This window comes from Kitasatospora sp. NPDC057738 (genome assembly GCF_042798815.1).
Lineage (GTDB): Bacteria > Actinomycetota > Actinomycetes > Streptomycetales > Streptomycetaceae > Kitasatospora > Kitasatospora lactacystinica.
This window is the reverse complement of the sequence record NZ_JBHVJT010000051.1, coordinates 29,754-41,593: the sequence shown is the minus strand read 5'-3', so window position 1 is coordinate 41,593 and position 11,840 is coordinate 29,754. Positions and strand designations below refer to the sequence as shown.

Genomic DNA, 11,840 nt, shown 5'->3' with positions numbered 1-11,840 from the left:
GGGTGACCGGCCCGTCGGTGTGCGCGGGTGCGTCAGGCCCGCTTCCCCCAGGCGGTGAAGACCGCGAGGGAGAGGTCCCGGAACCGCGGGTCGGCGAGCTCCCGGTACGCCGCCTCGAAGTCCTCCTCGGTGGCGAGCCCGGCGGCCACCACGGCCGGCCGGGTCTGCTCCAGGGTGAGCCGCCACCACTCGGCCTCGTCGTCCCCGCCGGCGATCAGCTGGAAGCGCGCGTCGTGGCCGAGGCCGCTCAGCCCCTTGCCCTCCAGCGGCACCGGCAGGCTGCGCGCCCATTCGGTGTCGGTGCCCACCGCGGTCTCCAGGTGGCGGCGGAAGGCCCGCAGCACGGTCCGGTAGCCGGGGTGCGGCGAGTCCTTGATCGGGAAGAAGGCCGGCTCCTCCAGCACCAGCGTCCCGCCCGGGGCCAGCCACTGGACCAGCCGCTCCACCGCCTTCTCCGGGTCGGGCAGGTGGATCACCACGTACCGGGCGTGGATGAAGTCGAAGGAGGCGGGCGGGAAGTCGTCGGTGTAGACGTCGTGGCGCAGCACCCGCACGCCGTCGGCGGCGAGTTCGTCCAGGAAGGTGGTGTCGAGGTCGGTCACGGTGACCTCGGCGCCCTGCTCGGCCAGCCAGCGGGCGACCGAGCCGCCGCCCCCGCCGACCTCCAGCACCCGGTGCCCGGCCCGCAGGCCGAGCCCCCGGAAGCGGCTGCGGGTGTGCTCGTCCAGGACGGACTCCAGCAGCCGCAGCCGGTGCAGTTCGGTGTCCACGGCGTGGCTGAAGACCCCGTCGCGGTAGCGCTCCTCCTTCCACTCCCAGCGTTCGCCGGTGGCCCCGGCGAAGACGGACTCCGAGTCGGTCTGTACGGTCATGGGCTTCTCCTGTGATCGCGGTCGAGCGTGCGGACGGACGTGCGGACGGACGTGCGGACGGGGGTCAGACGAAGGCGAGGACGCGGACCGGGCCGCCGGTCCCGCCGAGGTGCTTGGGCGCGCCGACCACGGCGACCGCGCCGAGGTCGGGCACGGTGTCGAGCCCGGCGAGGCACTCGATGGCGTACTTGCCGGCCGGCAGCAGCACCCGATGGGTGTCCGGGTCGGCCGGGCGGGTGCCGGGGTCGAGGCTGATCGAGTCGGTGCCGACGCCCACCACCGAGCGCTCGGTGACCAGGAAGTGCGCGGCCTCCACCGAGATCCCGGGGAAGCGGTAGAGCCCTTCCGCGGGGTCGAGGTTGAGGAAGGCGCCGGGGGTGTCGATCCGGTGCGCCCAGTCGTTGTCGACGGCGAGCAGCGCGCCGTCGGGGATGCGGCCGTTGCGGCTCTCCCACGCCAGCAGGTCGTCGACGGTCAGTTCGGTGACGTGGTCGCGGGCGGCGCGCTCGCCGATCCGGACCACGGCCAGCGGTGCGACCAGGGTGTCGGCCGGGATCTGGTGGGTGGCCAGGCCGTCGTCGTCGAAGTGCGAGGGCGCGTCGAGGTGGGTGCCGATGTGCTCGTTGTAGGTGAGCTCGAAGGCGTTGTACTCGTGCTCGGCGAGGTTGGCGAGCCGCTTGATCTCCATCGGCTTGACGTACAGCTCGAACACCGGCCAGTCCGGGCCGACCACGTGGGTGAGGTCCCGGACGGCCCCGCGCGGCAGGCTGATCGGGGCTCTGGCCCGGAGCGGCGCCGAGACCTCGGCGGGCCCGGCGGCGACGGGCCCGGTGGCGGTGTGGCCGGTGGCGCCGGCCACCGTTTCCGGTGAGCACATGGGATTCCCCTTCCTTGAGAACGTCTACGGAAAAACAATCTCCTGAACGCGTTATGCTGATGGCCCCGCCCGCAGAAGGAGTTCCGATGGCCACCGCCCCGCGGACGCCCCGCCTCGCCTCGCCCAGCCGGACGGACGACGGGGGCGAGCGCCGGCAGTACTTCGCGACGCTCACCCGGGAGCGCCCGGACATCGCGCTCTGCCGGGCCACCACCGTGGTCGCCCGGGCCATCGACGAGGAGCTGACCGGCGCCCGGCTGACGGTGGCCCAGCACCTGGTGCTGAAGATGCTGGACGCGGTCGGGGCCTGCTCCCAGCAGGAGTTGAGCGAGCAGCTGCGGATCGACCGCAGCGTGATGGTCGGCTGCATCGACGGCCTGGAGAGCTCCGGACTGGTCGTCCGCGAGCGTCACCCGCGCGACCGCCGCGCCTACGCCGTCACCATGACCGAGGTCGGTTCGCGGGCCCTGGCCGAGGCGGAGGCGGGCATCGCCCCGATGATGGACCGGGTGTTCGCCGCGCTCACCGCGGAGGAGCGGGACACGCTGATCCGGCTGACCCGCAAGCTCCTCGCCGTCCAGCCGGGCGGGTGAGCCCCGGAGCGGGGCGGGCGGACCCGTTATCCGACCAGCGCCTGGTTGACCAACTGCCGCAGGCGTCCGTGCAGTTGGTGCGCACTGGAGGGCATCAGCTGGGTCAGGAAGAGCACCGTCAGCCGCTCCGCCGGGTCCACCCAGAAGATGGTGGACGCGGCGCTGTGCCAGCCGTACTCCCCGGCGCTGGCCGGCACCCCGGCGGCGGCCGGGTCCTGCACCACCGCGAAGCCGAGCCCGAAGCCGACCCCGGCGGTGGGCATCTCGGAGAACACCGGCCGCCCGACGCTCTTCAGGTCCCCGCCGCCGGGCAGGTGGTTGCGCAGCGCGTGCCGCAGGGTGTGCCGGCCGAGCACCCGTACGCCCTGGTACTCGCCCTCGCCGAGCAGCATCTGGCTGAACCGGTGGTAGTCGGCGAGCGTGGTGACCAGTCCGGAGCTGCCGGAGAGGCAGTGCGGCTCGCGCAGCACGTCACCGCCGAAGGCGTCGTTGCGGACGGCCTTCCCGCTCGCCGGGTCGACGACGTAGAAGCCGGCCAGCCGGTCGGCCTTGTCGGCCGGGACGTGGAAGCCGGTGTCCGCCATGCCGAGCGGGCCGAGCACCCGCTCGGCCAGGAACTCGTCCAGCCGCCTGCCGGAGGCGACCTCGATCACCCGCCCGAGCACGTCGCTGGAGGCGCCGTAGTTCCAGGCGGTGCCGGGCTCGAAGAGCAGCGGGAAGGAGGCCCACTTGGTGACGCACTGGGCGAGGTCGAGGCCGGGCGCGGTGGTCCACTCGAAGCCGTTGGCGGTGTAGATCTCGTCCACCGGGTGCGCCCGGTGGAAGCCGTAGGTCAGGCCGGAGGTGTGGGTGAGCAGGTGCACGATCCGGATCGGCTCGGCGGCGGGGACGGTGACCGGCCGGGAGGCCGGCCCGCGCTGGTAGACCCGGACGTCGGCGAACTCCGGCAGGTAGCGGGAGACCGGGTCCTGGAGGCCGATCGCGCCCTCCTCCAGCAGCACCAGCGCGGCCACCGAGGTGACCGGCTTGGTCATCGACCAGGACCGGTAGATGGTGTCCGGGGTCTGCGGCAGGCCCTTCTCGACGTCGCGGTGCCCGTATCCGGCGAGGTGGGCGACCTTCCCGCCGCGGGTCACGGCGAGCTGCCAGCCGGGCAGCCGGCCGTCGTCCACGTAGGCCCGGAGGTAGGAGTCGATCCGGTGCAGCCGCTCGGGGTCCAGCCCGACCTCGGCCGGTTCGACTTCGACTTTGATCTGCGACATGGCGTCCTCTCGCGGTCGAGCACTCTCGTCATGTTTCGAATGTTCGAAGATAGTGGAAGCATAGAAAGAATCAACTCGGCACACAAGAGCGGAACTTGAGATCCCGTCCGGTTCCACCCACTGGACTTCGAATGTTGCGCAAGTTTCGAACCATCAATAGGATCCGGAAGGATCCGCACCCCCCTTCCGACCCGACCGGAGCTGGAGCCCCGCCCATGCCGCCCCTCGCGCTTTCCATCGACGAACTCCTCACCACCACCCGGGCGGTGCGCAAGCGGCTCGACCTCACCCGCCCGGTCGAACGCGAACTGATCGAGGAGTGCCTGGCCCTGGCCACCCAGGCCCCCACCGGCCGCAACCGCCAGCGCTGGGATTTCATGATCGTCACCGATCCCGCCAAGCGCTCCGCGATCGCCGACCTCTACCGGCTCGGCCTGGTCCGCCCCCGCCAGCAGGTGGTCGGCACCGGCGTGGACCGCACCGTCGGCGACCAGCTGCGCCGGCTCCGGCTCGCCGAGAGCGCCCAGCACCTCTTCGACCACCTGCACGAGGTCCCGGTCCTGGTGATCCCCTGCGTCCGGATCGAGGGCCGGCACGAGGTCGACTCCTTCGTCGGCCAGGCCAACACCTGGGGCTCGATCATCCCGGCCACCTGGCAGTTCATGCTCGCCGCCCGCTCCCGCGGCCTCGGCACCGCCTGGACCACCCCGCACCTGCACTACGAGCGCGAGGCGGCCGAGATCCTCGGCATCCCCTACGAGACCGTCCTGCAGGCCGCGCTGATCCCGCTGGCCCACACCATCGGCACCGACTTCCGCCCCGGCCCCCGGGTCGGCACCGAGCAGATCGCCCACTGGGACGCCTGGTAGTCCCCCCGGTGGCACCGCGCCCACCAGGAAGTTCTTGACCACCGATCAGGCAGATCTTTAGGATGGCTTCCATGTTCCGGGAATGTCGAGTCAACGGCCTTGCTGCCGAAGCGACTTCCGACTGTGCGACGCACCGCTGCCGCTGTCGCCCCTGAACTCTCCTCCCGCGTCCGCGCACCGACCGCGCACCAACTCGACGCCGGAAAAGAAATCTCCTCTCATCATCACGATTCCGCCCCCGCGGTGGTGCCCCCACGCACCCCGCCGATTCCGGCTGCCCGGAGTCCCGGAATCTCGACGGCAAGGAGAACGAACATGAGCCTGTCCCTCTACCGCCCCGCCGACCCCGCCGATCCCACCGGCCCCACCGTCCGCGTGCTCATCTGCGCCGCCTCACCGCTGCTGCGCACCGGGCTGCGCACCATCCTGCAGCGCTCACCCGGGCTGCAGCCCCTGACCGAGCTCTCCACCACCGCCAGGATCGCCCAGGCCTGCGCCGCCAAACGCCCGGACGTGGTCGTCATCGACGCCGACATGCCCGGCATGGAGGCCTGCGAGGTCAAGAAGCTCACCTCCGACCGGGGCACCACAGCCCAGGGCGCTGGGCAGCCCGGCGTCATCCTGCTGGTCCGCCCCGGCGACCCGGAGCGGATGCTCGACTACCTCAGAGCCGGCGCCCGCGGCCTGGTCCTGCGCGACGGGCCCGAGTCCGACATGGTGCACGCGGTCCGCGCGGTCGCCGCCGGGAACGCGCTGATCTCCCCGCCGATCACCGCCGAGGTGGTCACCGAGATGGCCCGCCGGCTGCCCGGACCTCCGCTGCACACCCCACCGCTGCTCCATCTGCTCACCCCGCGCGAACAGGAGGTGCTCACCCTGATCGCGGGCGGGCTGTCCAACGCCGAGATGGCCGCCGAGCTCCACCTCAGCGAGAAGACCGTCAAGTTCCACGTCTCCAACGTGCTCGGCAAGCTGCGCGTGCGCAGCCGGGCCCAGGCCATGGTCTACGCCCGGTCGGGACACCGGGCGGCCGGGTAGGGGCTGCGCGGCGTCACGTCTGCGGGGCCAGGGCCCGCAGCGTGTCGCGCATCCCCTCCGGCCCGGGGCCGAACTCCGGCACCGGCAGCACCGCCAGCAGCGGCGTGTCCACCCCCGCCGCCGCGAACTGCGCGATCCGCTCCCGGCACTCCCCCGGGGAGCCGTGGATCAGCAGCGCGTCGATCAGGTGCTCGGGCACCGCCTCGCACGCGCCGTGGAAGTCGCCCGCCGCCCACGCGGCGTGCGAGGCGGCCAGCTCCTCGCCGCGCCCCAGCCAGTCGTGGAAGCCGCCGTACGTCCGGGCGTTGAGGATCGGCCCGAGCAACTGCCGCCCCTGCCACCGGGCGTGGTCGCGGTCCTTGGTCGGGCAGACGAACAGCCGGGCCACCACCTCCTTGGTGCGGCCCTCCTCGCCCATCGCCTCCCGCACCCGCGGTACGTCCGCGGCCGCCAGGAAGTTGGTCACCAGCCCGTCCGCCTCCCGGCCGGCCAGCCGCAGCATCTGCGGGCCGAGCGCGCCCATCATCACCGGCGGCACCGGGTCGGGCCGCAGCGCCGGGGTGTACCCCTCGATGGTGAAGGAGTCGAACGCGCCCCGCACCGTCCGGCCCGCCAGCGCGTGCTTCAGGAACCGCACGGTGTCGCGGACCTGACGGTACGGATGCTGGAACGGGATGCCGTTGATCCGGGTGACGAACGGCGGGCCGGAGGAGCCGACGCCCACCACCACCCGGCCGGGAGCGGCCTCGGCCAGCGAGGCGACCGTCATGGCGAGCAGCGCCGGCCCTCGGGTCTGCACCGGCACCACCCCCGTGCCCAGCCGCAGCGCGGGCGCCCAGGCCGCGGCGAGCGCCAGCGGGGTGAAGCCGTCGTAGCCCGCCGCCTCCCCGGTCCACACGTCGGTGTAGCCCAGATCGGGCAGTTCCTCGACCAGTGCGCGGTGGCGGTGCAACGGGACGCCGCGCAACGGGAGCGTCAGACCGTAGCGGCCCACGGGCACCTCCCGGCGGTTCGCTCGCGGCGTTCACTCATCGGGTGTCCTTCCGCGGGAACGGCGGTGCGGGCCGGCCCCATTGCCTAAGATTGGATAGTACGCCAAAGTTCGAACAATCCATCGCACGACCAGGACGACCAAGGAGCCGCCATGCGGACCCCGAGCCACCCGGCCACCGACTCCATCCAGCTCGCCGGCATCTTCCACGCCCTCAGCGACCCGGCCCGACTCTCCATCGTGACGGGCCTGTCCGAGGTCGACGAGCAATGTTGCAGCGACCTGGACGTCCCCCTGTCCAAGTCGACCCTCTCGCACCACCTCAAGGTGCTGCGCGAGGCCGGCGTCACCACCACCCGGGTCGAGGGCACCCGCCGGCTGATGTCGCTGCGCCGGGACGACCTCGACCTGCGCTTCCCCGGCCTGCTGGACGCCGTCCTGGACGCCGCGACCCGTGAGCCGGCCGGCGCCCACTGATTCTCCCCGACACTCCCGGGGCGGCTCTTCGGCCGTACGACCGGTCTGTGCCCCGGCCTTTGGACCTGAATCGGCCCCGCCCGGCCCCACCGGGCGCACCGGTGGACCAGGCTTGCCGCGTCCCTGCCGTCCGCAGCCCGCCCTGGAGTCCGCCGTGCCCGCCGACACCCGCGCCCACGAGACCGCCGCCCACGACACCCCCGCTCACGAGGCCGCCGCCCGCGCCGCCCTCGACGCCTTCCTCGACGCCCTCAACAGCCGCGACCTGACGGCCTGGGCACGGACCCTGCACTACCCGCACGTCCGGGTGCACGAGGGCGAGGTGACGGTCTGGGAGGACGAGGCCGGCTACGTCGAGCGGTCCGCCCCCGAGCTGGCCCTGCTGGTCGCCTCCGGCTGGGCCCGCAGCGGCTGGGAGAGCGTCGAGCTGAGCCAGTCCTCCCCCGACCAGGTGCACGCCCTGGTCCGCTTCGCCCGCTACGACGCGGCCGGGGAGCGCACCGGCTCCTTCGACTCGGTCTACGTGCTCACCCGGCGCTCCGAGCGCTGGGGCGTGCTCGCCCGGATCGGCTTCCCGGCCGCCTGACCGCGGCGCCCCCGGCTGCGGGAACGCCCCGGACACGACGGCGGGGCCGGCCCGGGAACTCCCCCGCCGGCCCCCCCACGACACCCGCTCCGACCCCTCTCGGCCGCCTGGTTCGCACCCCCCCGAGAAACCCCACGGTCCTCCAGTTCGCGAACATCGAGGAGCCGCCGTACGAGACGAACGGCAGCGGGATGCCCGCGACCGGCATGATGCCCAGGCACATCCCTATGTTCTCGAAGGCCTGGAAGGACAGCCAGGCGATGACCCCGGCCGCCACGATCGTCCCGTACAGGTCGGTCGCCTGCCGGGCGATCCGGCAGGCCCGCCAGAGGATCACGCCGACCAGCGCGATGATCGCCAGCGCCCCGACGAAGCCCAGCTCCTCGCCGGCCACGGTGAACACGAAGTCGGTCTGCTGCTCCGGCACGAACTGCCCGACGGTCTGGGTGCCGTGGAACAGCCCCTTGCCGGTCAGCCCGCCCGAGCCGATCGCGATCCGGGCCTGCGCGGTGTTGTAGCCGACGCCGTTCGGGTCCAGCTGCGGGTTCGCGAAGGCGGCGAAGCGGTCGATCTGGTACTGGCTCAGCAGTCCGAACTTCCAGATCGCCACGCACCCGGCGGTGCCCGCCACCAGCAGGCCGAGCACCCAGCGGTTCGCCGCGCCCGAGCCGAGCAGGATGCCCAGCACGATCGCGGCCATCACCATCACCGAGCCGGCGTCCGGCATCAGCAGCACTATGCCCATCGGCAGCCCGGCCCAGAGCAGTCCCCGGAACACCGCCCGGTGCGAGGGGAACTCCCGCTCCCCCGCGTCCACCTGGTCCGACAGCACGACCGCCATCGCCAGCACGATCGCGAGCTTCGCGAACTCGGCCGGCTGGATCGAGAAGCCGCCGCCGAGCTGGATCCACGAGTGCGCGCCGTTGATGGTCGAGCCCAGCGGGCTGAGCGTCGCCAGCAGCATCAGGAGCACGCCGACGTACAGGAACGGCACGATCGTGCGGAAGCGCCGGCTCCCTATCGCTATCACCACAGAGCACAGCACCAGCCCGACCACGAAGTTGGTCAGGTGCCGGTACAGGAAGTACTGCGGGTCCCCGTGGGTCAGCGAGTCGCGCCCGCGGGTGGCCGACCAGACCAGCAGCGAACTGCCGGCCGAGAGGGCCAGCGCGGCCAGCAGCAGTATCCAGTCCAGCCGCCAGAGCGGGGAGTCCTTGGCCAGGGCCTTGGAGACCCCGCTGCGCTGCGGTGCCAGCCGCAGCTGCCGGTACGAGCCGTAGGAGGTCATGCCCGTCCCCTTCCCGGTCCGCGCGTGGGTTCGAGCGCGGCGTCGGCCGCGGTGTACGACGCCGGACGGTCGGCGGGCGGCGTCCGGTCGAGGAAGGCCGTCGCGGGGGCCGGCTGCGCGGCGGCCGCGTCGAGCAGCGCCGGGGCCGGTGCGGCGGCCGGCGCCTGGGCTCCCGGCGCCGCGTCGACGCCGTACGAGACCGGCTTGATGATCGCGGTGCCGTCCGGGTTGAACTTCGGCAGCTCGGCCTGCGGCGCGGGCAGCAGTGCCTTGCCGGTGTCGATGCCGCCCTTGTCGTCCACGCCGTACAGCGCCTGGTAGATCCGGCGGATGGCGTCGCCGGAACCGCCGGAGCCGGTGCCGCCCTGGCTTATCGTCATGACGACGGCGTAGTCCTTGCTGTACGTGGTCAGCCAGGAGGTGGTCTGCTTGCCCTCGACCTCGGCGGTGCCGGTCTTGGCGTGCAGCGTGATCTTGTCCTGCGGCCAGCCGTTGAACTTCCAGGCGGCGGTGCCGCTCTTGATGACGCTCTCGGTGGCCTGGTTGATGTAGCTGAGCAGCTTCTCGTCGCCGGGGAACCTGGCGTCCTCGTGCGGGGCGATCTCGCGGACGAGGTCCCCGCCCGGGCTTATCACCGCCTTGGCGATGGTCGGCCGGTAGAAGGTGCCGCCGTTGGCCAGCGCCGAGTAGATCCGGGCCATCTGGACCGGGGTGACGAGGGTGTCGCCCTGGCCGATCGCGAAGTTGACGGCGTCACCGGCGCGCATCTGGTAGCCGTCGACGCAGTTCTCCCGGGCGATCTGGTCGGAGTAGCTGTTGCCGCCCTTCTGCCCCTGGGCGCACCAGGCGTCCTTGTTGTTGTCGTAGAAGGACTGCTTCCACTGCCGGTCCGGCACCCGGCCGGTGACCTCGGACGGCAGGTCGATGCCGGTCTTGGCGCCGAGGCCGAACTCGTGGGCGGTCTTGAAGAACCAGTCGCCCGGCTCCTTCTTGGGCTTGATGCCGCCGTCCTTCAGCCACTGGTCGTACGCCAGGCCGTAGAAGACGGTGTCGCAGGAGACCTCCAGCGCCTTCTCCAGGGAGATCTGGCCGAAGTTCTCGCTCTCGAAGTTCTTGAACTCGCGGCCGCCGATGGTCATGCTCTTCGGGCAGTCGTAGTGGCCGTCCAGCGAGTAGCCGGCCTGCACGGCGGCGGTGGTGGAGATGACCTTGAAGGTCGAACCGGGGGCGGACTGACCCTGTATGGCCCGGTTCAGCAGCGGGAAGTTGGAGTCCTTGCTGGTCAGCGACTGGTAGTCCTTGCCGCTGATGCCGCCCACCCAGAGGTTCGGGTCGTAGGTCGGGGCGCTCGCCATCGCGACGATCCGCCCGGTGTGCACGTCCATCACCACGGCGGCGCCGGAGTCGGCCTCGTAGTTGCGGTTGGTGACCTTGTCGAAGGTGTTCCGGGCGTCGTTCATGGCCTGCGCCAGGTTGTCCTCGACGACCTTCTGCACCCGGGCGTCGATGCTGGTGACCAGGTTGTCGCCGGTCTGCGGGGCGACGGTGCCGGCGTTGCCGATCACCCGGCCGAGGTTGTCCACCTCCAGCTTGGTGATGCCCGCGGTGCCGCGCAGGTCGCGGTCGTACACCGACTCCAGGCCGGCCCGCCCGATCTGGTCGGCCGGCAGGTAGCGGTCCAGGCCGCTCCTACCGGCGGTCTTGCTGACCTCCTCGTCGGTGACCGGCGAGAGGTAGCCGAGCACCTGGGCCATGTTGGCGCCCTCGGCGCCGGTGTAGCGGCGCACGGCGGTGGGCTGCGCGGTGACCCCGGGGAAGTCCTCGCGGCGCTCCATTATCTGCATCGCCTGCTGGGTGGTCGCCTCCTTGGTGACCGGGATCGGCTGGTACGGCGAACCGTTCCAGCACGGCTGCGGGGTCTTGGCGTCGCAGAGCCGGACCTTCTCCTGCACGTCCTTGGCGGGCATCCCCAGCACCTCGGCCAGCCGGGACAGCACCGCCTTGCCGCCGTCCTTCTGCTGGAGCAGCGAGGTGCGGCTGACCGAGACCACCAGCCGGGTCTCGTTGCCGGCCAGCACCCGCCCGGAGGCGTCCAGGATCTCGCCGCGGACGGCCGGCTCGACCACCTCGCGGATGTGGTTGCCGGTCGCCTTCGCGGTGTATTCCTTGGCGTTGCGGATCTGCAGGTACCACAGCCGCCCGCCGAGGGTGGCGAGCAGCGACAGCACCAGGATCTGCAGCACCACCAGACGGATCGTCACCCGTCGGGTGCGTCCGGTCTCGGGGATGTTGCTCACGTCTCGTGCGCTCCAGGATGCGGGGAGGTCGGGTGGTCGGGGCCGGGCCGGTTACGGGCGGCGGACGAAGCCGGGCACGCGCCGCTTCTTGTACGACGGGCCCGTCGAGGCCTCGCGGGTGGTGCGGTAGCGGGCCAGGGTGCCGAGGCCGGAGCTGCCCTCGTCGTCGTCCGCCGCGGCCACCGGGTCGCGCCCGAAGCGGCGGCCGAGGTACATCACCAGCGGCACCACGAAGGGCGCCAGCAGCAGGTCGTAGAGCAGGGCGCTGATCACCAGTCCGCCGAGGCCTACGTGCCGGGCCGCGGTGTCGCCGACCAGGGCGCCGACCATCGCGTAGAGCAGGGTGGAGGCGACCGCCGCGGCACCGACCACCAGCAGCGAGCCGGCCACGGAGCGCTGGCGGCCGTGGTCCGGGCGCAGCAGTCCGGCGGCGTAGCCCATCAGGCAGAGCACCAGCGCGTAGCGGCCGATCGCGTGGTCGGACGGCGGTGCGAGGTCGGCCAGCAGGCCGCCCGCGAAGCCGACCAGGCAGCCGCCGGTGGGCCCGTAGACCATGGCCAGGCCGACCACGACGAGCAGCAGTATGTCCGGGGTGGCTCCCGGGAGCTGGAGCCGGCCGAAGACGCTGACCTGGAGGATCAGGCCGAACAGGACGAGGCCGGCGGAGACGGGGATGCGGGCGAGGCGCAT

At 72.2% G+C, this 11,840-nt stretch carries 12 protein-coding genes; 5 read left to right on the top strand and 7 right to left on the bottom strand.

What is annotated here, in order from left to right; translation table 11 throughout:
- Positions 1-32: 32 nt before the first annotated feature.
- Positions 33-872: a methyltransferase domain-containing protein gene (locus tag ACFVGO_RS25850; RefSeq protein ID WP_359908119.1), complete on the bottom strand. Its 840-nt coding sequence runs from the start codon at positions 870-872 to the stop codon at positions 33-35.
- Positions 873-936: 64 nt separating this feature from the next.
- Entirely contained in the window at positions 937-1,749 is an 813-nt protein-coding gene (locus ACFVGO_RS25845) for a cyclase family protein (protein ID WP_380348065.1), read from the bottom strand.
- 86 nt (positions 1,750-1,835) lie between these two features.
- Between ACFVGO_RS25845 and ACFVGO_RS25840 the strand changes: the two genes are divergently transcribed.
- Positions 1,836-2,342: a MarR family transcriptional regulator gene (locus ACFVGO_RS25840; RefSeq protein ID WP_359908123.1), complete on the top strand. Its 507-nt coding sequence runs from the start codon at positions 1,836-1,838 to the stop codon at positions 2,340-2,342.
- Positions 2,343-2,368: 26 nt separating this feature from the next.
- Here the strand turns inward: ACFVGO_RS25840 and ACFVGO_RS25835 are convergent, their stop codons facing one another.
- A complete protein-coding gene (locus ACFVGO_RS25835) occupies positions 2,369-3,604 on the bottom strand; it encodes a serine hydrolase domain-containing protein (RefSeq protein WP_380634314.1) in 1,236 nt (411 codons plus the stop codon).
- Between the two features lie 215 nt (positions 3,605-3,819).
- Between ACFVGO_RS25835 and ACFVGO_RS25830 the strand changes: the two genes are divergently transcribed.
- Entirely contained in the window at positions 3,820-4,473 is a 654-nt protein-coding gene (locus ACFVGO_RS25830; protein WP_359908129.1) for a nitroreductase family protein, read from the top strand.
- Between the two features lie 315 nt (positions 4,474-4,788).
- Entirely contained in the window at positions 4,789-5,511 is a 723-nt protein-coding gene (locus ACFVGO_RS25825; protein WP_359908131.1) for a response regulator transcription factor, read from the top strand.
- A 13-nt stretch (positions 5,512-5,524) separates the two neighbouring features.
- Here the strand turns inward: ACFVGO_RS25825 and ACFVGO_RS25820 are convergent, their stop codons facing one another.
- Positions 5,525-6,505 (bottom strand): LLM class F420-dependent oxidoreductase, encoded by a 981-nt coding sequence (locus ACFVGO_RS25820; RefSeq protein WP_359908134.1) that lies wholly within the window; start codon positions 6,503-6,505, stop codon positions 5,525-5,527.
- A 150-nt stretch (positions 6,506-6,655) separates the two neighbouring features.
- Here ACFVGO_RS25820 and ACFVGO_RS25815 point away from each other — a divergent pair, with 150 nt between their 5' ends.
- Positions 6,656-6,979: an ArsR/SmtB family transcription factor gene (locus ACFVGO_RS25815; protein WP_380348070.1), complete on the top strand. Its 324-nt coding sequence runs from the start codon at positions 6,656-6,658 to the stop codon at positions 6,977-6,979.
- Between the two features lie 154 nt (positions 6,980-7,133).
- Positions 7,134-7,565 (top strand): hypothetical protein, encoded by a 432-nt coding sequence (locus tag ACFVGO_RS25810; protein ID WP_380348072.1) that lies wholly within the window; start codon positions 7,134-7,136, stop codon positions 7,563-7,565.
- Here ACFVGO_RS25810 and rodA read toward each other — a convergent pair.
- From rodA to mreD, 3 genes are read right to left on the bottom strand one after another with little or no spacing between them, the layout of a single operon-like run.
- Positions 7,507-8,853 (bottom strand): rod shape-determining protein RodA, encoded by a 1,347-nt coding sequence (gene rodA, locus ACFVGO_RS25805; RefSeq protein WP_380634310.1) that lies wholly within the window; start codon positions 8,851-8,853, stop codon positions 7,507-7,509. The two genes, ACFVGO_RS25810 and rodA, sit on opposite strands and share 59 nt — an antisense overlap.
- Positions 8,850-11,150, bottom strand: a complete 2,301-nt coding sequence (mrdA, locus tag ACFVGO_RS25800; protein WP_359908144.1) for a penicillin-binding protein 2 — start codon at positions 11,148-11,150, stop codon at positions 8,850-8,852. Before mrdA ends, rodA begins: the two co-directional genes overlap by 4 nt.
- Positions 11,151-11,201: 51 nt before the next feature.
- Complete coding sequence (gene mreD, locus ACFVGO_RS25795) at positions 11,202-11,840, bottom strand: rod shape-determining protein MreD (protein WP_359908147.1); 639 nt, start codon at positions 11,838-11,840, stop codon at positions 11,202-11,204.

Excerpts from the sequence above, each read along its gene's own strand:
- ACFVGO_RS25830 (WP_359908129.1), top strand. The coding sequence starts at position 3,820 with ATGCCGCCCCTCGCGCTTTCCATCGACGAACTCCTCACCACCACCCGG.
- mreD (WP_359908147.1), bottom strand. The coding sequence starts at position 11,840 with ATGCGCCTCGCCCGCATCCCCGTCTCCGCCGGCCTCGTCCTGTTCGGC.
- ACFVGO_RS25835 (WP_380634314.1), bottom strand. The coding sequence starts at position 3,604 with ATGTCGCAGATCAAAGTCGAAGTCGAACCGGCCGAGGTCGGGCTGGAC.
- ACFVGO_RS25840 (WP_359908123.1), top strand. The coding sequence starts at position 1,836 with ATGGCCACCGCCCCGCGGACGCCCCGCCTCGCCTCGCCCAGCCGGACG.
- ACFVGO_RS25845 (WP_380348065.1), bottom strand. The coding sequence starts at position 1,749 with ATGTGCTCACCGGAAACGGTGGCCGGCGCCACCGGCCACACCGCCACC.
- ACFVGO_RS25850 (WP_359908119.1), bottom strand. The coding sequence starts at position 872 with ATGACCGTACAGACCGACTCGGAGTCCGTCTTCGCCGGGGCCACCGGC.
- rodA (WP_380634310.1), bottom strand. The coding sequence starts at position 8,853 with ATGACCTCCTACGGCTCGTACCGGCAGCTGCGGCTGGCACCGCAGCGC.
- ACFVGO_RS25815 (WP_380348070.1), top strand. The coding sequence starts at position 6,656 with ATGCGGACCCCGAGCCACCCGGCCACCGACTCCATCCAGCTCGCCGGC.
- ACFVGO_RS25825 (WP_359908131.1), top strand. The coding sequence starts at position 4,789 with ATGAGCCTGTCCCTCTACCGCCCCGCCGACCCCGCCGATCCCACCGGC.